Annotated in this window: 17 protein-coding genes; 10 read left to right on the plus strand and 7 right to left on the minus strand. The window is 32.3% G+C overall.

The genetic code is table 11. The features are described from left to right. Positions 1 to 51 precede the first annotated feature (51 nt). Positions 52 to 1,230, minus strand: a complete 1,179-nt coding sequence (locus KFE69_07605; GenBank protein UTW41380.1) for an MFS transporter — start codon at positions 1,228 to 1,230, stop codon at positions 52 to 54. A gap of 113 nt (positions 1,231 to 1,343) precedes the next feature. On the opposite strand from KFE69_07605, the gene KFE69_07610 reads away from it, so the two are divergent. From KFE69_07610 to ilvD, 6 genes are all read left to right on the plus strand, one after another. Further along, positions 1,344 to 2,228, plus strand: coding sequence for a LysR family transcriptional regulator (locus KFE69_07610; protein UTW41381.1), 885 nt, complete (start codon positions 1,344 to 1,346; stop codon positions 2,226 to 2,228). 311 nt (positions 2,229 to 2,539) lie between these two features. Further along, a complete protein-coding gene (gene ilvB / locus KFE69_07615) occupies positions 2,540 to 4,237 on the plus strand; it encodes a biosynthetic-type acetolactate synthase large subunit (protein UTW41382.1) in 1,698 nt (565 codons plus the stop codon). Position 4,238: 1 nt separating this feature from the next. Continuing rightward, positions 4,239 to 4,541, plus strand: coding sequence for an acetolactate synthase small subunit (locus tag KFE69_07620; GenBank protein UTW41383.1), 303 nt, complete (start codon positions 4,239 to 4,241; stop codon positions 4,539 to 4,541). A 45-nt stretch (positions 4,542 to 4,586) separates the two neighbouring features. Then, positions 4,587 to 5,633, plus strand: coding sequence for a ketol-acid reductoisomerase (ilvC, locus tag KFE69_07625; GenBank protein UTW41384.1), 1,047 nt, complete (start codon positions 4,587 to 4,589; stop codon positions 5,631 to 5,633). A gap of 36 nt (positions 5,634 to 5,669) precedes the next feature. Beyond that, positions 5,670 to 7,463: a threonine synthase gene (thrC, locus tag KFE69_07630; GenBank protein ID UTW41385.1), complete on the plus strand. Its 1,794-nt coding sequence runs from the start codon at positions 5,670 to 5,672 to the stop codon at positions 7,461 to 7,463. Between the two features lie 16 nt (positions 7,464 to 7,479). Continuing rightward, entirely contained in the window at positions 7,480 to 9,156 is a 1,677-nt protein-coding gene (ilvD, locus tag KFE69_07635) for a dihydroxy-acid dehydratase (protein ID UTW41386.1), read from the plus strand. 21 nt (positions 9,157 to 9,177) lie between these two features. Here ilvD and KFE69_07640 read toward each other — a convergent pair whose 3' ends face one another. The 5 genes from KFE69_07640 to KFE69_07660 all read right to left on the minus strand — a co-directional run bounded on the left by KFE69_07640 (position 9,178) and on the right by KFE69_07660 (position 14,568). Beyond that, the gene (locus KFE69_07640; protein UTW41387.1) at positions 9,178 to 9,909 is read right to left on the minus strand and encodes a hypothetical protein; all 732 of its coding nucleotides are present in this window, start codon (positions 9,907 to 9,909) and stop codon (positions 9,178 to 9,180) included. Between the two features lie 133 nt (positions 9,910 to 10,042). After that, the gene (gene acs / locus KFE69_07645) at positions 10,043 to 11,938 is read right to left on the minus strand and encodes an acetate--CoA ligase (GenBank protein UTW41388.1); all 1,896 of its coding nucleotides are present in this window, start codon (positions 11,936 to 11,938) and stop codon (positions 10,043 to 10,045) included. Between the two features lie 150 nt (positions 11,939 to 12,088). Then, positions 12,089 to 12,931 (minus strand): hypothetical protein, encoded by an 843-nt coding sequence (locus KFE69_07650; GenBank protein ID UTW41389.1) that lies wholly within the window; start codon positions 12,929 to 12,931, stop codon positions 12,089 to 12,091. A gap of 85 nt (positions 12,932 to 13,016) precedes the next feature. Continuing rightward, a complete protein-coding gene (locus tag KFE69_07655) occupies positions 13,017 to 13,766 on the minus strand; it encodes a hypothetical protein (protein UTW41390.1) in 750 nt (249 codons plus the stop codon). Between the two features lie 145 nt (positions 13,767 to 13,911). Next, positions 13,912 to 14,568 (minus strand): GNAT family N-acetyltransferase, encoded by a 657-nt coding sequence (locus KFE69_07660; GenBank protein ID UTW41391.1) that lies wholly within the window; start codon positions 14,566 to 14,568, stop codon positions 13,912 to 13,914. 243 nt (positions 14,569 to 14,811) lie between these two features. Here KFE69_07660 and KFE69_07665 point away from each other — a divergent pair, with 243 nt between their 5' ends. From KFE69_07665 to KFE69_07680, 4 genes are all read left to right on the plus strand, one after another. Beyond that, complete coding sequence (locus KFE69_07665; GenBank protein ID UTW44034.1) at positions 14,812 to 15,384, plus strand: ATP-dependent Clp protease proteolytic subunit; 573 nt, start codon at positions 14,812 to 14,814, stop codon at positions 15,382 to 15,384. A 47-nt stretch (positions 15,385 to 15,431) separates the two neighbouring features. Beyond that, positions 15,432 to 18,149 (plus strand): DNA polymerase I, encoded by a 2,718-nt coding sequence (gene polA / locus KFE69_07670; GenBank protein ID UTW41392.1) that lies wholly within the window; start codon positions 15,432 to 15,434, stop codon positions 18,147 to 18,149. Between the two features lie 42 nt (positions 18,150 to 18,191). Continuing rightward, on the plus strand, positions 18,192 to 18,908 hold the full coding sequence (locus KFE69_07675; protein ID UTW41393.1) for a DUF2147 domain-containing protein: 717 nt from the start codon (positions 18,192 to 18,194) through the stop codon (positions 18,906 to 18,908). 143 nt (positions 18,909 to 19,051) lie between these two features. Then, positions 19,052 to 21,094: an oligopeptide transporter, OPT family gene (locus KFE69_07680; GenBank protein UTW41394.1), complete on the plus strand. Its 2,043-nt coding sequence runs from the start codon at positions 19,052 to 19,054 to the stop codon at positions 21,092 to 21,094. On the opposite strand, the gene KFE69_07685 is transcribed toward KFE69_07680, so the two are convergent. Then, positions 21,095 to 22,426: a hypothetical protein gene (locus tag KFE69_07685; GenBank protein UTW41395.1), complete on the minus strand. Its 1,332-nt coding sequence runs from the start codon at positions 22,424 to 22,426 to the stop codon at positions 21,095 to 21,097. Positions 22,427 to 22,613 lie beyond the last annotated feature (187 nt).

The following is a 22,613-nucleotide window of genomic DNA, read 5'->3' on the forward strand; positions in this document are numbered from 1 at the left end:
CTCTCCAAGTTATTAGATGCAATGTAAAAGATAGATGGGAATTTTAAATTGTCAAATTTTATGATGTTTATAATTAATGAGTAACATAAACTTTAATATTGCAACCAATATAAAAGTAATCCATAGAGCAAGTAAGATAAAGCTAAAATATGAAATACTTAAATGTGCTTGGATAAAGCTCCAAATAGCCATTATTACTGAAGTTGTAAAAGTCAATGTAGCTGCGGCTGCACCATGGCCTTTAAAGATTGCTGCCATTGCAGATCCAGTTGATAATGGTACAATAAATCCCATAACAAGACATAAAAATAATAAAGCAATTGCAACATTTAACTGATTATGACTTGTAATTGAAATATAAAAAATAGCAATAAGACATAATAAGAGGCTTAAGAGACGGTAACGTTTTTTAGTGGCAATATGTGCAAATTTTCTATAAGTAAAAATCCCTATTAAATAACAGATTGAAGTTAAAAAGAATATGATATTAAATGTATTTAAATTCATTTTTAATTCGTGAACAAATAAAGGATGTAAATTTTCCATCATTACGCCTAAATAAACAGAAAAAATAAGTGCAACTAAGAGTACGTTTAAGTTAAATGAACCTTTAGAAAAAATATGTTTAAATCCTGAAAATACTTCTTTTTTAGCTAATTTAGTTGCATGAAGTGCATCAAATTTTAATATAGGCAGCATGTATACAAAAAGTAAAACTTCGATTAATGCTGTAATATAAAATACATCTCGCCAAGAGATAATAGCAATTATTTGTGCTAAAAATGATGCGATAATTGGTGCTAAGATTACACATGCAGAAAGCACTGCAAATGAGCGCTTCATATGATTTTCATCATAAGCATATCGAGATAAGATTGCTCGAGAAATAGACGAGTAACAACCTGTGCCTAAACCTACTAATATAAACCCAATTAACAGAGAAATATAATTAAATGATAAGCCAAGAATGATTAAACCAACAATAGAAATTAATTGTGCATATTTAAGTACATTTTTTGTTCCGAGTATATCTGAAGCACTGGCTAAAGATATAGCAGAGATACTAAAGCTAAGAAATAATAAACTAATACCAAGTTGAATTTGACTGATTGATAAGCTTAATGATGCTGCTATATCAGAAATTAATGGCATAGTAATGGTTAGTGTCATATAACCAACTAACGTTAGCGCATAAGATCTAGGATTTATTTTTAATTTTGTATCAGTCATTGCAAACCCCCTAGATAAGCAAAAATATTATATGATGTGATTATATTAATAATTTCTTAAAAAGAAATAAATGAGCTAAAATGAAAATATACTTTTCTTATTAGGAAAATATTATGAATTTATATCAATGCTTAGTTAATTTTAAAGTATTAGTTGAACAAAAAAGTTTTAGTAAAGCGTCATTGGTGATTAACATTAATGTTTCAGCACTAAGTAAACAAATTAAATGGCTTGAACAGTATTTTGAGGAAAGCTTATTAAATAGAACAACAAGAGAGCAAAAATTAACTTCGGCAGGTGAGGCGGTTTATCAGTTAGCTAAATGTTGGTCTGATGATTTAACTTTGTTAAAAGATGAACTGATTACATCAAAAGCTGAACCAAAAGGACATTTAAAAATGTCGATACCATCAAGTTTAGGAAGGCCGTTTTTCTTGGACTGTATCAATGCTTTTTTAAAAACCTATCCCAAAATAGATATTTATATTGAGTCAGAAAACTCGCCTTATTTATTATTTGATAATAGAGCTGATATTGCTATTTCATCTTTAAATATAAAACATGGGAAATTGATTCAACATCATATTTTAAATTTAACAAAAGGTGTTTATGCATCAAAAGATTATATAAAAAATAATGCTAAACCAAAAACACCGAATGATTTAGTGAATTATCAATGTTTAGTAAACTCAAGAGTAAATGAAGATTTAGAGTGGAAATTTAAAGGTTATGATAAAAAAATACAAAGCTTTAGATTAAATCCTAGGATGGTTTCTACAACTGGTGTAGATATCATTGAAGCAGCAGTTTTTGGTATGGGCTTATGCTGTGTAACTGATATTATCGCTAAGCCTTATGTTGAGGGTGAACAATTAGTTAAAATTGACTTAGGTATGGAGGTAGAATCAGCTGATATTTACTTATATCATATGCCAAGTTACCCGAACTCAATAGTTAGGTTATTTTCAGAATTTATTGTTAAATATTTCCAGTCTTAAAAGATCAAATCTTAAATAAAGTCGAAGTTTATTATTGACAATTATTAAAGATGCTTGTTAGTTTATAAATTAAGTTATTAAAAAATTTGTTAAAATATAAAACTTAGGAAGCGATTTAGTAATGAACCTTCGCACTAACATGATCAACATTATTATTGTGATTATTCTGCTCGTGATTAGACGAACGGAAGGTGCGCGGCTGTGAATTAGAAAGAAAGGCCTTAAGAGAAACCCGCATCTTCCAAGTTGAAGATGCGGGTTTTTTTTTGCCTAAAGAAAATGCAATTAAAGGTAGTCTTTAGGAGATTAAAATGAAAATGCGTGGAGCTCAAGCAATTGTCAACTCACTATTAGATGAAGAAGTTGAGACGATATTTGGTTATCCTGGTGGTGCAATTATGCCAACTTATGATGCATTGTTTGATCATCAATCAAAGCTTAAGCATGTACTGGTTCGTCATGAACAAGCAGCCATACACGGTGCAGTTGGGTATGCTAGAGCAACGGGTAAAACAGGGGTTGTAATTGCAACTTCAGGCCCTGGCGCTACTAATCTTATTACAGGAATTACAGATGCTTTAATTGATTCAATTCCAGTTGTTTGTATTACAGGACAAATCTTTAGTGATCTTTTAGGTACAGATGCATTTCAAGAAGCTGATATTATTGGCATGACGGTTGCTGCTACAAAATGGAACTATCAGATAACTGACCCAGATGAAATACCTGATATTTTCAAAAAAGCATTTGAAATTGCTAAAAATGGCAGGCCAGGGCCAGTCTTAATTGATATAACCAAAGACGCACAAGTACGTTTAACTGAATATAAAAAAGCAATGACTAATGTGCATGCTAAATGGTTAAAAAAACCTTTGATGAATATGAATGATATTTATAAGGCATCAGAATTATTAAATAATGCTCAAAGGCCTTTAATTCTAGCAGGTCACGGTGTGATGCTTGCAAAAGCAGAAAAAGAGTTACTTCAATTAGCTGAAAAAGGTGATATACCAATTGCTTGTACATTATTAGGTTTATCCTCTATTAGTTGTGATCATAGACTTTATAAAGGTATGTTAGGCATGCATGGTAATTTTGCAGCGAATGTTCTATCTAATAAGGCAGATGTAGTTCTTGCAGTTGGCATGCGATTTGATGATCGTGTTACAGGTAAGCTTGATCAATATTTACCTGATGCAAAGATTATACATATTGAAATTGATTTAGCAGAGATTGATAAAAATGTTAAATCAACAGTAGGTATTCATGCTGATGCAAAAGATGCTTTAAGTGCTTTAACACCTTATATAAAGAAAAATACGCATTCTAATTGGCATGATGAATTTTCTAACTGTTATCAAAAAGAGTTTGAAGTTGTTATTGAAAATGAGACTAGACCTAATTATGGCCCAATTAAAATGGCAGAAGTGGTAGATTTAGTTTCTAAAAAAACTAAGGGTAATGCATTAATTGTAAGTGATGTGGGTCAGCATCAAATGATTGCAGCACGTTATTATCAGTTTAGAGAATCTAATTTGCATATAACTTCAGGAGGGCTCGGAACAATGGGTTTTGCACTACCTGCAGCCATTGGTGCAAAAATAGGTTTAGGCGATACGAAAGAAGTAATTGCCATAGCTGGTGATGGTGGATTTCAAATGAATATTCAAGAGCTAGCAGTTCTCAATCAAGAAAATATTAATTTAAAGATGATCATTTTAAATAATAGTTATTTAGGCATGGTAAGACAGTGGCAAGAGCTATTTTTTGAAAAGCGTTATTCATTTACAGAAATATCATCACCTGATTTTGCTAAAGTTGCAGAAGCTTATGGTGTTAAAGGAAAAATAGTTAAAGATAGAGAGAATCTTTCTGAAGTATTAGATGAATTTTTAAATTATTCAGGTTCGTATTTATTAGAGGTTGTTGTAGAACAACAAGAAAATGTTTTTCCAATGGTACCAGCAGGTGCATCAATCAGTAATACTCAATTAAGTGTAGGAGACTAACATGGTAAATGATCAAATCTACTTTATCTCGATGACAACTGAAAATGCGCTTTGCGTATTACAAAGAATTGCCTCTGTATTTTCACGCCACCGCATTAACATAGAACAATTAAATGTCTGTGAAACAGTGAATCATGGTATTTCTCACTTTAATTTAGTCTTACATGCTTATGATGAAAAAATTCATAAAGTGATTAAACAACTAGCAAAGGTTATTGAGGTAATTGATATTCATATTGCTAATCAGATGCCAATTGTTAGTCAGGTGCAAAAAGTACAAAAAACAACATTAAAAGTTGCTTAAAATTTAGTTTATTAATCAATCAAAAATAACTTAAGGAGTTATCAAATGGGTAAGATGATGTTTGGTCAAGTACAAGAGACGGTTGTAACACAAAAAGAGTTTTCACTCGCTAAAGCAAAAGAAGTATTAAAAAATGATACGATTGCAATTATTGGCTATGGTGTTCAAGGGCCAGCACAAGCATTAAATTTAAGAGATAATGGATTTAACGTCATTGTTGGGCAACGAAAAAATTCACACTCTTGGCAAAAAGCATTAGCTGATGGTTGGGTTGAAGGAGAGTCTCTATTTGAAGTTGATGAAGCAACTAAAAAAGGTACGGTTGTTTGCAACCTACTTTCAGATGCAGGTCAAATTACTCAGTGGGATGCAATGAAACAACATTTAACAAAAGGTAAGCTTTTAATGTTTTCTCACGGATTTGCAGTTACTTATAAAGATAAAACTAAGATTGTACCACCTAGTGATGTCGATGTTGCTTTGGTAGCCCCTAAAGGTTCTGGTCGTAGTGTTCGGTCATTATTTCTTAAAAATAAAGGTATTAATTCTAGTTATGCTATATTTCAAGATGCAACATCAAATGCAGTTGAAAAGACCTTAGCTTATGGAATTGGTGTTGGTTCTGGCTATCTATTTGAAACGACATTTGAAAAAGAAGTCTATAGTGATTTAGCAGGTGAGCGTGGTGTATTAATGGGCGCTTTAGCAGGCCTTATTGAAGCACAATATGAAGTTTTACGTGCCAATGGTCATTCGCCAAGTGAAGCGTTTAATGAGACGGTTGAAGAATTAACACAATCTCTTGTACCTCTAGTTGGTGAAAATGGAATGGACTGGATGTATGCCAATTGTTCAACTACGGCTCAGCGAGGTGCATTAGACTGGGCGCCTAAATTTAAAGATGCAACTTATGATGTATTTAATGAACTTTATTGTGAGGTGAAAAATGGTAATGAAGCACAAAGAACAATTGAGAAAAACTCTCAAGAAAACTATCGTTCTGAATTACAGAAAGAGTTGGATGAAATGCACAATAAAGAAATCTGGCAAGCAGGGAGAACAGTTAGAAGCCTACGTCCAGAAAATGAATAAATAATAATAAAATAATAAAAATAAGGTAAGTTTGCTATGTATCATTTAATCGATTTTAATACCAAAGAAAAAGTAACGACAGATGATTTTGTTTTTGCAGGTGAAGATTCACCCTGGCAAGTTGAAATGGATCTTCAAGCGATTAAGCAACAAATTAACTTAGATTACTTTATCAATGCACAACCTTGTTTATCTAAGTATTTACCTTTAATGCCGATTAAGCATCATGCTAATTTTGTCTCATTAAGAGAAACAGCAACACCATTACTTAAAAGTAAGGTTATTGGTAAACAATTGGGTATTGATTTATATTTTAAAGTCGAAGGTAAAAATCCAACAGGATCATTTAAAGACAGAGGTTCAGCTGTTGATATTACGTTAGCAAAAGAGATGGGTGCAAAAGGGATTGTTTTAGCATCAACTGGTAATATGGCAGCATCTTGTTCATGTTATGCAGCAGCAGCAAATATGCCTTGTTTTATCGTTGTACCTGAAGGGGTATCAATGTCAAAGCTTGCACAAGTAATCTCTTTCGGTGGTAAAATTATTCAAATTAAAGGTACCTATAATGATGCAGCAGACTTAGCTTATAACATTGCAAAGTCAAGAAAGTTTTATTTAGCCGGTGATTATGCATTTAGGGTTGAAGGGCAAAAAACAGCCGCATTTGAAATCATTGACCAATTATTATTTCAGGTGCCAGATGAAGTGGTGGTGCCTGTTGGCTGTGGTACTAATATTACAGCCTATAAAAAAGGTTTTGATGAATATAATGCACTTGGACTAATCAATCACTTCCCAAAACTGACAGGTGTGCAGGCAACAGGTGCTAACTCACTTGTGAAGGCGTTTAAAGATAATAAAAGATCAATTACTGCGCTGGATTATGTTGATACGATTGCAACGGCTATTTCTGTACCTTATCCAATTGATGGGGATAAGGCATTAGATGCAATTTATCAAACGAAAGGTAATGCAGTAGAAGTAACAGATATAGATATGCTTAAGGCTCAATATGAGCTATCAACTTTAGAAGGTTTATTTGTTGAAAGTGCATCAGCTGCGACGGTTGCTTATCTATATAAACAATTTGAAAATAGTACTTTAGAGCCAGGTAAAAAGATTATATGTGTCTTATCTGGTGATGGTTTAAAAGATCCAAATGTTGTTTTAAAATCTGCAATTCAACCACCGGTTATTTATCCAAATGAGTCGGATTTTGATCAATTATATGATAGCCAATTTTTTGATAATAAGAGTATGCTATTTGTTGAAAAAGATTTAGTTGTTTTTGAGCAAGTACCGAATCTTTTAGAAATAAAAACAAAATTATCAGAATTATTAGATGCTAATTATAGTGAACAGTTTTTAGAGAAAATTTTAAAACATGTCAAACAATTTTTGACTAAAGGTAAAGCAATTACTATCTCTGATTTACAAGATATTGTTCAAGATGCAAGAGAGATGACTAAAGATAACAGTAATGAAAGTCAGTTAACAATCGAGTCATTTAATGTAACAACCGCACAAGATAAAATATCTAAAGCAGAAGTCACTGTAAAAGTTGGACAACAGTTATATTATGCTTCTCACGAGGGTGTTGGGCCTGTTGATGCAACTATTTGTGCATTAGCAAGGGCTTGTCCGAGTGAAGTTTCTTATAAATTAACGGATTATAAAGTACAAATTAGAGGCGAAGGTAGTGATGCTGTCGTTTATGTTGAATTAAAAATGTTAAAAGATGGTTATCACGTTATGGGTAAAGCAATTTCACCTGATATTATTCAAGCATCAGTTGAAGCGTTTGTTGAAGCTTATAATAGCCATTAAATAGAGAGTTATAAAAATGAGTCAATTAAATAAATACAGCCAAACATTAACACAAGATAAAACACAGGGTGCTTCACAAGCAATGTTATATGGCACAGGCCTGTCAGAATCAGATATGCAAAAGCCTCAAATTGGTATTGCTAGTGTTTGGTATGAAGGTAATACTTGTAATATGCATTTAAATCATTTAGCACAATATACAAAAGAAGGTGTTGAAAAAAATGATTTAGTTGGTATGCGATTTAATACCATTGGTGTTAGTGATGGTATTTCTATGGGTACAGATGGTATGAGCTATTCATTACAGTCAAGAGATTTAATTGCCGATTCAATCGAAACGGTTATGGCAGCACATTGGTATGATGGTCTAGTTGCCATTCCTGGCTGTGATAAAAATATGCCAGGCTGTATGATTGCTTTAGGACGATTAAATCGACCTGGATTTGTGATTTATGGTGGTACGATTCAGGCTGGAGCTGTTAGAGGAAAGCCTGTCGATATTGTCAATGCATTTCAAAGTTATGGTGCTTGTTTAGCTGGTATGATTTCAGAAGATGAACGTAAAGAAACCATCAAAAAAGCTTGTCCTGGTGCTGGTGCTTGTGGTGGTATGTATACGGCAAATACGATGGCTTGTGCGATTGAAGCAATGGGTATGAGCTTACCGTTTAGTTCTTCAACACCAGCAGTTGACCCAAAAAAGCTAGAAGAATGTCAAAATGCAGGTAGTGTGATTGAAAATCTTTTAGAGCTCGATTTAAAACCAAGTGATATCATGACTAAAAAAGCATTTGAAAATGCAATTGTTGTTATTATGGCGATGGGTGGTTCAACAAATGCGGTATTACATTTAATTGCTATTGCGCATTCAGTTGGTGTGAAATTAACATTAGCTGATTTTCAAAAAGTAAGCGATAAAGTACCTTTATTAGCGGATTTTAAACCTAGTGGTCAATATGTTATGGCCGATTTACATGCCATTGGTGGAACACCGGCGGTAATGAAATATTTATTAAAAGAAGGTTTATTACATGGAGATTGTTTAACCGTAACGGGTAAAACGTTAGCTGAAAATTTAGAGTCAGTTGCTGACTTACCTAAAGATAATCCAATTATTCGCCCATTAAATAATCCATTAAAACGAACGGGGCATTTACAGGTTTTAACTGGTAATGTTGCTGAGAAAGGCTCTGTCGCTAAAATCACAGGTAAAGAAGGAGAAGTTTTTACAGGTAAAGCGAAAACATTTAACTGTGAAGAAGCCATGGTTGAAGCGGTAATGCAAGGAAAAATTACCAAAGGTGATGTTATTGTTATCCGTTATGAAGGCCCAAAAGGCGGCCCTGGTATGCCGGAGATGTTAAAACCAACATCATTAATAATGGGGGCGGGCTTAGGTAAAGATGTTGCTTTAATTACCGATGGTCGTTTTTCTGGTGGTTCTCATGGGTTTATTGTTGGTCACATTGCGCCTGAAGCACAAGTAGGGGGTGTTATTGCTTTAATTGAAGATGGTGATCAAATTACTATCGATGCGATTAGTAATCGTATTGATGTTGATCTAACTGAAGCGGAGTTAAATACTCGTAGAGAAAATTGGCAGCCACCAGAATTAAAAGCAGAAAAAGGAACGTTAAAAAAATATATTAACCTTGTCTCATCTGCTTCAGAAGGTTGTGTGACGGATGGGTAATTTATATGTATAAATATTTTATTAAATTTCTATATTATAAGATATTTTTTCTTCATCTTCATAATAATCGCCATTCATCAATTGAGGAGGCTCAGAAGAGTCTGTTGCATTTTTTATTAGAGGGCCTTCAAGCATTCTTGCCTCATGATAGTCAAATTTACATTGGTTAAGAAAATCTATTTTTGTTTGATCGCCTGTAGCTAAAACTATATCTTCTGGAGTTACTCCATTATTATTTTTAGTATCAGTACTAACACCAGCCATAATAAGTGTCTGTATCATTTCATTGTGCCAGTTATTGACTGCAACATGGAGAAGATTATTATTATATGTATCTTTACAATCATTATAAAATATTTGATTGTCTATTAAAAGTTGAATAAATGGAGTATTATTATACTTTGCATAATTAATCATCGTTTCTTCTGATATAGTAAAACCATGTTGGAAAAGTATTTTTGCTGATTCATTAAAACCACTTATAACAGCATAATGTAACATGCTGTTTTTCCTAAAGTTATTATCTTTGTTAAGTAGTAATAGTTCTTGTGAAACTGTAGGAAGGTTATTTATTACTGCACTTTCAGTTAGAAGAAAAGCATTATTAGCATCAGTTTGATTAATAGATAGAATAAAACTTCTTTGATTCTTAATTAATATTTCATCAATGATAGCAATTTTATCATCACGCTCAAGAGAATTAAATTCCTCAATATTTTCATTCGCTATAATTTTTAAAAGATGTTCTTTCATTTATACAACCCTAACTGATGATTTAAGTAGCCAATTATTATATACAGATTATGATTATATATTTATTCTTTTTAATATTTTTAAAATAAAATTATTATAAACAGAGTGTTAATTTTATCTAAAATTAGATCACTTATGCTCGATAATCAATCCGCTGACTAATAAGTGTTTTAATACATTGATTATCTGCAAGTGTTGTTGTATCGCCTAGTTGATCTTCTTCAAAGTGAGCAATTTTTCGTAAAATACGTCGCATAATTTTACCAGAACGAGTCTTAGGTAGGTTATCTGTAAATTGGATATGTGAGATAATTGCAATTGGTCCATAAGTTTGACGTACCCATTGTCTTATTTCGCTTTCAAGGTTCTCACTTATATTAGTATCTTCAGTCAAGGTAATAAATGCATAGATTGTTTGACCTTTAATAGAGTCAGGAATACCAATAATAGCAGCTTCAGCAACATTTTTGTGTGCAACTAAAGCGCTTTCAATTTCAGCAGTCCCAAGTCGATGGCCAGCAATACTAATAACATCATCTAAGCGGCCAGTAATCCAAATGTTATTATCTTCATCACGCCAGGCACCATCAGCTGGAAAATAAAATCCTTGGTAAGGTTTAAGGTAAGTTTCCATAAAACGTTGGTGATCACCGTATATGGTTCGCATCATGCCAGGCCATGGTTGTTTAATGGCTAATGCACCATAATCATGTGCTTGCATAGCACCTTTAATTTCAAAGCCTGTATTTTTATCTAAAATTACAGCATCAATACCTAAAAATGCTTGCATAGCAGAACCAGGTACTTGCGGATAATCAGAACATGGCGTTATCATAATACCACCAGTTTCGGTTTGCCACCAAGTATCAACAACTGGGCATTTTTCATTGCCAATATGTTTAAAATACCATTGCCAAGCTTCTGGGTTAATCGGTTCTCCAACAGTGCCTAAAATACGTAATGAATTTCGGTGTGTATTGCCTAATACATTTTCAGCTCCCTGTGCCATAAAGCTGCGAATTGCTGTTGGTGCGGTATAGAAGATATTAACATTGTATTGATCAATAATATCAAACCAGCGACTGCAAGTAGGGTAGGCGGGCGTCCCTTCAAACATTAATGTTGTTGCGCCATTAGCTAGTGGTCCATAAATAACATAGGAATGACCGGTAATCCAACCAATATCTGCGGTACACCAGTAAATGTCATTATCTTTTAGATCAAAAATTTCTCTATGAGTTAATGATGCGTATAAAAGATAGCCCGCTGTTGTATGTAAAACACCTTTAGGCTTACCAGTTGAGCCTGATGTATACAGTATAAATAATGGGTCTTCAGCATTCATAATTTCAGGTTCAAAGGTTAATTTATCACTAGATTGCTTTAGCTGATGATAGTCATAATCATGATTTTCAACCCAATGAATATCATTCTGTGCATGACGAACAACAAGTACTTTTTCTATCTTAGTTTCATGATCAATTGCTTGATCAATATTTTCTTTTAAGTTAAGTAATTTTCCACCACGGAATGTGCCATCTGCTGTAATAATTAAATGACAGTCACAATCAATTAAACGTTGTTTAATTGATTCAGGCGAGAACCCAGCGAAAATAACTGAGTGAACTGCACCAATACGGCTACAGGCAAGCATGGCAAAAGTAGCTTCTGGTATCATTGGTAAATAGATACAAACACGATCACCTTTTTTAACACCAAGTTCTCTTAATACATGACTAAATTGACAAACTTCTTCATACAATTGACGATAGGTAAATGTGCGTTTATGTTTTGGGTTATCTCCCTCCCAGATGATTGCTATTTTTTCAGGATGAGTTTCAAGATGTCGGTCAATACAGTTATAACTAACATTTAAGCTACCTTCTTCAAACCATTTAATATTACCCTGTTCAAAGCTACCAGAAGTAACCGTATTAAAAGGACTAAACCAATCTAACTTTTCAGCTTCATTACGCCAAAAAATCTCGTTATCTGTAATTGAATTTTGATAATTTTTTAACCAATCCATTTAGTATATCTCCTAAGGATTTATCCATCTAATTATGGTTATAGCATATTTTTTAGGTGGATTATATTGTAAGTTAATATGAAATCTATAGTTATTTTTAATTAAGTATCTTATTCGTATGAATATTCATTTAGTCAGAGTTTGATAATATTAGAGTATAGGGCAACAATTTGTTGGATTAAATTTTGGGTCTGAGTCGATATTGTGTTGCCTTAAAAAATGCATAGGAACTTCATCCTGTGGTTGGGGTTCTTGCATTGGTTCGAAAAATTCACTTACAGGTGTTATGGTGTATTGGAACTTGCCTTCCATATAAGCATCTTTTGTTGTTTGCTCAGGGTATGATTGCATAACTTGAAAATCAATTTCTTGAGGAGTTAATTCTTTACTTTGGAATTGAGGATCTTGTAGTTGTTCACGTAACAAATCTCTATCGTTTTCTAGTTGCTGTTGATAACTTTCTGCACCATATATCTCCAAATCTTTTTTACAAATTTCTTCACCTATTGCATAAAGAACTTCCTTATCATGGGCAATATCATCAATTGAATTAAATTCTTTGTCAAAATCAATTACCCACTGTCCATCTGACCATGCATCAGAAGCTATAATTTGGCCTGGGTGGTCACCTAATGATACGACTAAATGGTGAGAACCCGCTAGATTAAATACACGTGATTCAATACCTGCTCTATCCAGATTATTACATAAAAAAATAGCTTGGCTTGTACAATTAGCATATTTACTTGGTAATGCTTTATTGTAGTATTCACTGGCAGATACGCTTGTGTTTTTAAATGCAATCTGTTGATTTTCTAAATTTGTATATTCGTGTAACTCTCTTATATTATCAGATTCAGCATAAGTGGCAAACCTGTCATGGTTGGTAACTTGTTTCATGTGCTTATCGGCAATTTCTGAACCTGTGCTACTGATAGTAAATTGATTTACAATTTCTTCTCTTTTTTGCTCTATTATGTGGTATCTTTTCATTGTTTTTATGCAACCCGAGTTTATATTTCGAGTTAGCAAGAATATAATGAATTTTTGAGAAAGTTAATAGTTTAAGTATGAGCTTTTATGAGCCAATCAAATAAATAAGTTTGATGCCTAAAGTATTTAATTTATAGTCAATCTCATCAGTTTGATTTGGAATATAGGTATAAGCTGTCCATGGAATAAAAAGAAATTCACCATAATCACTACGATATGCAAATATCATACTTAGTGAAAAATAATAACCTCTATGATTAGTTAATGTATTTGTGAAGTTTCCTAAACTATAGTCAGCATGACTTTGTAATCGATTAAAATAGATATAACCAAATAAAGTGCGTAATGAAATAGAAATATTTTTATCATAATGCCATCTATTGATAAAGGATAAACCAGCATAACTTTGGGTAATCTTTTGCTTAATTTGATTGATATCAATAGGGCCTAATTTAATCGGTTCTTTAGTTTCACTAATTGAATAGACAAAAGTGTTGAAAATACCGGGTATAAAGCTGAAATTATTATATTTAAATTGATAACCTGTACTTGTCATAAAAGTCGTCATATAGTGATTAAGACTAGTATACTGATTGATGCCAAATTGCGTATCTTTAATATTTGATTGCCCCTTGCCAAATGTTGCATCAATATGGCTTTGGAAAAATAAATTATTATAGTTTACTAAACCACCTAAAATACCACCAAAATAGTGTTCATGAATAGTTGAATCAGACTGAGTATCTAAAAGTGGGCTTTTTTGATCATATAGTTTCACTCCAACATCAGGTCCGACAAACCAATGAAATTGCCAAGTGTTTGCTTTTTTATCCATATTTGCAATTGAATCAATATAAAAGATAGATAATATAATTAATAGAAATATGTTCTTGGTTAGCGTCATGTTTTCTAAAAGTATAAATATTGATTATTTAATTTTTATTATATATTTTGATGTTCATCTGGCAACTGTTTCAAACTTAAAAACTTCTTTCAAAATGAAGAGCATTTTGTACGCCTTCAAGATTATGGCGCTTTTCTATGTTTTGATGGAGTTGGTTGAAAATAGTAATTGGCCTTAAACTTTTTGAATTAACATGAATTAAAATTTTTGTGCTTTTTTCTTTAAAACTTCCTTGTTTATGATAAAAGTTTGATTTTAATTTACTATCTAAACTATCTTTTTGATCTTCAGTTAGACTATGTTCATAAACAAATGGCATATAATGTTCACTGGCATCGCGAAGTGAAATATTGTCACATTGATTAAGTAATGCAATTTTAAATAATTCTTTCATCATTTGGCTACCTACTCCCTGAAAGCGATTACTGCCTTTTATATAAAGCCAATTTAACTCTAATTCTTTTTCAATTTTATTAATTTTAATGCATGCAAAGCCAATTAATGTATTTGCTTTATCTTTAGCAAATAGAATTGAATAATTTTGATCAGGTATTTTAAAATAGTAATCAAGATTGTTAATATTAATAAAATAGTAGTTGAATTCTTTTAATAAAGCGCGGTATTGACGATTAAAATCAGGATTATTTAAGTCATCAATATTAGCTTTAAATATGGTAATTGCAGCTTTTTTAACACCTTTAGTTATATAAAAATCATCATATACTTTTTTCATGTTTATTTCCCATCCATAGGTTGTTGTTGAAATAGTTATTAGTCTAGTTAAAATAGTTTGAAGTTAGCAAAATAAGTATTGTTACATTAATAATCACATACTTAATCAATTAGCCTGTTTCATCATGATTGATTTCTTCAATGACAGTAGATATAGTATGAGCTAAGTTTTTCTAATAGTTTAAATGACGATATTTTAAGGGAGTTTATTGTGAGCAATAATATCATTAGAAATGATGAAGAAGTGGCAACAAAAGAAAATACAACTGAAGCAGATAAGTTTAATATAAAAGAGAAATTATTTGATAGTAGACAGTTATTAATCTGTGGTGAAATCAATCAAAAATTAGCTGAAAAAGTCACACAAGAATTATTAGCGCTAGAAGCTGCTGATAGTAAAAAAGATATTACTCTTTTTATTAATTCACAAGGTGGGCATGTTGAAGCAGGTGACACGATTCATGACATGATTCAGTTTATTAAACCAAAAGTTAAAGTGATTGGGACTGGTTGGGTAGCTAGTGCTGGAACACATATTTATTTAGCAGCGGATAAAGAAAATCGCTATTCTCTACCTAATACGCGCTTTCTAATTCATCAACCTTTAGGTGGTACACGTGGTAGTGCATCTGATATTCATATTCAAGCTGAACAAATTGTTAAGATGCGTGAGAGACTAGCTAAAGTCATTTCAAAAAGCACGGGTCAAGAAATTAAAAAAGTTCGCCTAGATATTGATCGTGATTATTGGATGAATACTGATGAAGCGATTGAATATGGAATTGTACATAAGGTCATTAAAAAGCGTCAATTTTAATTAATCTTGAAAGCATTACATTATTATATTTAAGGTTAATTTCTACTATGAATATTCCTGTTGATTCAAAATCGACTAAACGTTTGGTTTTAGTTGATGGTTCATCTTATTTATTTAGAGCATTTCATGCTATGCCTTATTTAATGACTTCAAAAGGGCAGCATACTGGTGCTATTTATGGTGTCATTAATATGTTGAAAAAGTTACCAGAACAAATGGGAACTGAACATATTGGTATTATTTTTGATGCTAAAGGTAAAAATTTCAGGCATGAACTTTATCCAGAGTATAAAGCCAATCGCAAAAAGATGGCAGATGAATTAAGTGAGCAGATTGCTCCATTACATCTACTAATTAAAGCGTTAGGTTTTCCTTTACTAAGTATCGAAGGTGTTGAGGCTGATGATGTGATTGGTACTTTAGCAAAAGAAGCATCTGATGATGGTTGGGATGTGTTAATTTCAACCAGTGATAAAGATATGGCGCAACTTGTTAATGATCATATTACGCTAGTTGATACGATGAAAAATGAAATTACGAAGCGTGATAGAGTCATTGAAAAGTTTGGTGTAAAACCTGAACAAATTATTGATTTTTTAGCTTTAGTAGGTGATAGTTCTGATAATATACCGGGGGTGCCAAAAGTTGGACCTAAGAGTGCTTCAAAATGGCTAAATGAGTATGGTAGTTTAGAGAATATTATAAAACATGCCGATCAAATTAATGGCAAGATTGGTGAAAACTTGCGTAATAGTTTAGAAATTCTACCGTTATCTTATAAGCTTGCTACAATCGTTACCGATGTACCTTTAGAAATTAAGTTTGATCAATTAAAATGTCAAAAGCCAGATACAACGCAATTAAAAACTTTTTACAAAGAATTAGAATTTCACAAATTTTTAAAAGAGGTTGAGATAGCAACTGGTGAAAATAGCCAACAGGAAGATCTTTCAGATCAACCACAATATGAATGTATTTTGACAGAAAAAGCATTGAATGATTGGGTTGAGAAAGTTAAAAATGCAAAGTTAGTTGCTATTGATACTGAAACAACCGCTTTAGATCCAATGCGTGCAAATCTAGTTGGTATTTCGTTAGCAGTTAAAGAAGCTCAGGCGTGTTATATTCCGTTGGCACATGATTATTTAGGCGCGCCAATGCAGCTACCATATGAAAAAACCTTAGATGCTTTAAAAGTTGTATTAGAAGATAAAGATATAAAAAAAATTGGCCATCATATTAAATATGATTTAAAAATATTAGCGAGAGCAGGTGTTAATCTTCAAGGTGTTGCCTATGATACAATGCTTGAGTCTTATGTTTTTAATAGTAGTGCATCACGTCATGATATGGATTCATTAGCACAATATTACTTAGATGTTAAAACGACTTCTTTTGAAGAAGTTGCAGGCAAAGGTAAAAATCAACTAACCTTTAATCAAGTTGATTTGGAAAAAGCAACACCCTATGCTGCACAAGATGCTGATATTACATTAAGATTACATCATTACTTTTGGTCAAAATTAGAGAAAGAAGCTAAATTAAAAACATTATTTATTGATGAAGAAATGCCAGTGATGTTTGTCTTAAATAAAATAGAGAAAACTGGTGTTCAATTAGATGTTAAGCAACTACAAATACAGTCTAATGAATTAGCAATTAAAATTAATAATCTTGAAGCACAAGCATATAAACTTGCAGATAAAACATTTAATCTTGCATCAACCAAACAGTTAAGAGAAATATTATTTGATGATTTAAAAATACCGGTTGTTAAAAAAACACCAGGTGGGCAACCGTCAACTTCAGAAGAGGTTATGCAGGAATTATCGCAAGCTTATGAGTTGCCAGCTATTATATTAGAGTATCGACATTTAAGTAAGTTAAAGTCAACATATACAGATAAATTACCACTGCAAATAAATCCACAAACTGATCGTGTACATACTTCTTATCATCAAGCAGTTGCAATTACAGGTAGATTATCGTCTTCAGATCCAAATTTACAAAATATCCCAATTCGTACTGAAACAGGACGTAAAATACGTCAAGCTTTTATTGCTAAAGCAAACCATGTTTTAATTGCTGCAGATTATTCTCAAATTGAATTAAGAATTATGGCACACTTATCTAATGATGAAGGTTTGGTTAAAGCATTTAATGAAGGTGCTGATATTCATAGAGCAACCGCAGCAGAAGTTTTGAATATTCAACTAGATGAAGTATCACAAGAAGACCGCCGTAAAGCAAAAGCAGTTAATTTTGGTCTAATTTATGGTATGAGCGCATTTGGTTTGGCTAAACAGTTACATATTAGCCAAGCAGAAGCTCGCGACTATGTTGATCTTTATTTTTCACGTTACCCAGGTGTTAAAGAATATATGCAGCAGACGCGTGAAAAAGCACTAGAGCAAGGCTATGTTGAAACTTTATTTGGTAGACGTTTATATTTGCCAGATATTAAATCACGTAATGTACAACGTAGAAAACAAGCTGAGCGTGCAGCAATCAATGCACCTATGCAAGGAACAGCGGCTGATATTATCAAACGTGCTATGATTGATCTAGATCAATGGTTAGATGATCATTACCCACAAGCTAAAATGATTATGCAAGTTCATGACGAACTTGTATTAGAAGTATTACACAATGATGCTGAAAAAGTTAAACAAGGTGTGATTAAAGTGATGGAATCTGCTGCATGTTTGACTGTTCCACTTGCAGTTGATGCTGCAATTGGGCAGAATTGGGATCAAGCACATTAGCTTGATCAATCAAGGATGGACAAATAAAACAAGGAGAATTATATGCGGATATCCAAGTTAGTAACATTATCAGTAACTTTAGGGATTTGTGCAGCATTTAATAATGTATTAGCTTCAGTAGATCAGTTTAACTCAGCGCAAACAAAAGATGTAAAAGAGTCCAAAAAATCACATATACTATCTCCAATTGGTTATTGGCTTCAATATAGTGATAAAACAGGTAAAGCGCAGTCAGTTTTTCAAGTTTATGAAGATACTAAAACAGGTAAAGTTGAAGGTAAAATTTTGGTGCCATTTTTTAAACTTGTTAATAGTGAAGTAACACCACCAGATATCAATTGTGGAAAATGTGGTAAAGGTTCAGATAATGGCTATACCTATGATTATACTAAAATGCCTGATAGTCGAGTACAAGGTATGAAATTATTATGGGGCTTTACTAAAACAGATGATAAGCCATCTCAAGGTGATGGTATTGAATGGGATGATGGCTCTTTACTTGATCCAGAAAGTGGTCATGTTTATAGTGGTTATTTATATACTCAAAACTGGGGACGAGAGTTATATCTAAGAGGTTATTGGGGAATTAGCCTTATTGGACGTACACAAGTATGGAAACGTATTACTAAATTTGATGCTGATCGACTAGTTAAACAATGTGGTTTAGTCAGTGATGGTACGCATTATACTTATACCAATACTGGTGGTAAAATTGCAAATGAAAAACTTTGGAAAAGTTGTTCAAATATAAAATTATAATGCTTAAATATAATAGATAAGCCGATTTTTTCTTTTTCTTATAACATATCAATAGAACTGATAAATAAAAATATAATTGCCATTTATGGTAATTGTTTCTAATATACTAGTTTGATATTAATGAATGATATGGATGTTGATTAATGAAAAGTTATATATCTCCATCGGCAACATTACCTGAAATTACGATAAGGGCATGTATTTTAGCTGCAATAATAACCATTATTTTAATGGCGGCTAATATGTATTTAGCACTAAGAGTTGGTATGACGTTTGCTACAACCTTGCCTGCAGCAGTGATATCGATGGCAGTGTTAAGTAAATTTAAGGGTTCAAATATACTAGAAAATACAGTGGTTCAAACATTTGCATCAACTGGTGGGACATTATCTGCTATTGTTTTTGCACTACCTGCTTTAATTATTGTTGGAACTTGGAGTGAATTACCTTATTGGCAAACAACTTTAATTGCCGTATTAGGTGGTTTATTAGGTGTCTTATTTACGATTCCATTAAGACGCGCATTAATTGTAGAAAGTCAAAGTCACTTGCCATTTCCAGAGGGACAAGCAGCAGCTGAAGTCTTAAAAGTTGGTGAAAGAATTAAGCAAAAAGATAAAACAAGTAAAGAAAAAATTGAAACTGGGATTCGTTTTATTGTTATAGGTGCAATAGTTTCTGCAATTTTATCTTTATTAATTAGTGGATTTAAACTAGTTGCTGGTTCAGTGAGCTATGCTGGTAAAGTTGGAAATATAGTTGTTGGTGCTAGTTTTGGTTATGGTTTAGCATTAGTTGGTGCAGGTTATTTAATTGGTGTTAGGTTGGGTATTTGTGTGCTAGCAGGTTCTGTATTTGCCTATTTCATATTAACACCTTATTTTTCAATGAGTCCAATTTATCAAGGGTTATCACCTGATGTTGTGCTAGATCAAATTTATAGTACGAATATTCGTTATATTGGTGTTGGCTGTATTGCGGTTGCAGCGATTTGGTCGGTGATTAATTTGATTAAACCATTAATTTTAGGTGTAAAAGCTTCACTTGAAGATCACGCAAAATTTCAAAGAACCGGTGAAGGTACAATCATCAGAACTGAGAAAGATTTACCAATTAAATATTTATCTAGTATGACTTTATTATTAGCATTACCTTTAATTGCTGTGTTTGCTTATTATATTGGTACGCAACCAGTTGATTTGTCAGTTGGTATGTTATTATCATTGATCTTAATTTGTATTTTCTTAGTCTTATTAATTGGTTTTCTTTTAGCTGCTGTTGCAGGTTACATGGCAGGTATTATAGGTTCTTCTAATAGCCCGATTTCAGGCTTAGTTTATTTAGCAGCGATTATCATTGCATTTATTTTAGCTTATATATCAACTTCATTTTTTGGCCATGATATTAAAAATATCGTCACTCAAAAGTTCTTAGTTGGGCTAGTTTTATTTATTACTTCGACTATTCTTGCTATTGTTTGTATTGCAAATGATAACCTTCAAGATTTAAAAACAGGACAAGTGGTAGGTGCAACGCCTTGGAAGCAACAAGTTGCTTTAATGATGGGGGTCATTGCTGCAGCTATTATTATTGCACCTGTATTTAATCTTTTATATAACGCTTATGGTTTAGTTGGTGCGCCATTTCCTAATCCGGGAATGGATATCTCTGATGCATTAACATCACCACAAGCTAATCTAGCTGCGGCATTGGTTCAAGGGATTGTCACGCATAAAATGAGTTGGTCAATGCTATTATTTGGTGCTTTAGTTGGTATTGTTTTAATTATTGTTGATCAGATGGTATTTAAACCAATGAAGTGGCCAAGAATTAGTTTATTTTCATTCGCAATTGCTATTTATTTACCTATGTCAATGATTTTACCAATTGTAGTGGGTGGTTTTATCTCGTTATTTGTCCATCGTAACCTTAAAAAACGTTATCAAGATGAGAAAGCATTGGATAATGCAAAAACTTCTGGTGTGTTAGTTGCCTCAGGTATGATTGTTGGAGAAGCATTAATGAGTATCTTTATTGCCGGAGTTATTGGTTATACTGGTAGTCAAAATGCTTTAGCACTAGTTGGACCTTCTTTTGAAAAGGCCGCTAATGTGTTAGGAATCATCTGTTTTGTTGTAAGTTTATTAGTACTTTATCGCTATAAAATAGTGAAAATTAATCAATAGTTAATTAAATTGATTGCTTGCTATTAAATCAGATAAACCTCTTATACCAACATTAAAAGGGGCATTATTACCTTCTTGAGCAACTGTATATTGAGGGTATATGACAGTCAATAACTCATTAAAATTAAATTGTGAATGATTACTATTTCCTAGTGCTTCGAGAGCAGTTAATGTTGTACTTAGATATTCACTATTAGTCCATTGACCAGAAGCATGTGGTGATGTATTGATGTTATCAACTTCAGTAGGTATATTAGCATATTGCTGTCCGCTTAACCAAATAGTTGTTGAATATTGACTTAATGCATTAATTAGATTTGTTAAGTTGTCTTGAGCTAAATGTAAATTATCTATATCATCCTGTGTGGTTATCTTATCGTTATTAATTGCTATAATCAATCCACCTAAGTTCATTGCATTTCGTGCTGAGTCAGAACCATATTGATAACTATAATTTCCAAAATAAGGAAGTAAGTTATGATAGTTTGGTAACTGTATTTTAATGAAGTTTAAGGTTTGCTGTATAACCAGTTGCCATTTTTGCTTTTCACTGGTAGAACTAGTTGTATTTTTGAAAAGGTACATTAATGGAAAAATAGCTTTTGAAGGTTGAGTATTTTGCAAACTTCCATTATTAGCACCATCTCCTATTTGTACTGTATTTGGATAGTCTCCTGAAGAAGATACATCATGAGCTAAAATAGCTGATGCAGCATTATTGCCTTCATTTTTTAAACTAGTATTTCCAGTTACTTCACCAGCAATAATTAATCCAGCAGCAATATACATATCACCATCAGATGCTGAGGTATCTGAATAAGGTGATGAACTAATTTTACCATTATCATAAGCCCAAGCATAAAGCCCATCATTTAAATGATCTGGATAAGAGCTTCTATCTTTATTAGCATTTTTTAAATATTGATAATTATTAGTAAAAACTTGTTGAGCAAATTGGTATAAGGGGGTTGATTCTTTATTTTCAGTTTTTAAAATTTTCATAACGCCAGCTGATATAATTATTCCAAAGCCGATTCCTTCAGAAGTAGCTTGATGGCCAGCAGATTGGCCCCCATTAGAACCGATGACTAAATAATTCTGATCTTGAGTATTTGTAGATATCGCACTTTTACAAACCCATTGAGTATACATACTTCTGTTTTCAATATTAGTATTGTTACATGGATTAGTTAAATCAGACTCTTGTAAAGGTTTATTTGCATATATAAGATCGTTAATAAAATTTTCTTCATTTGAATTTGTATTTGCAAACGATATACTTGAAGATAATATAAAGCATAATAACAACTTTACTAGATTTGAATAGCGCATATTGATTCCTTTTTTGTTTTCTATCGATAAATTTAAATTATTTTATTGAAAAATTTGCCATAAAACCATGTTAAAATAATCAAACAAAAACTATATAAATCACAATATAATAATATTAATTTACTATCATGATTGACTAAAGACTTAGATAAGGCTAATGTAAAATTTTCTGTAATATGGAGTGGGA

It is taken from the genome of bacterium SCSIO 12844, from assembly GCA_024397935.1.
GTDB lineage: Bacteria > Pseudomonadota > Gammaproteobacteria > Francisellales > Francisellaceae > M0027.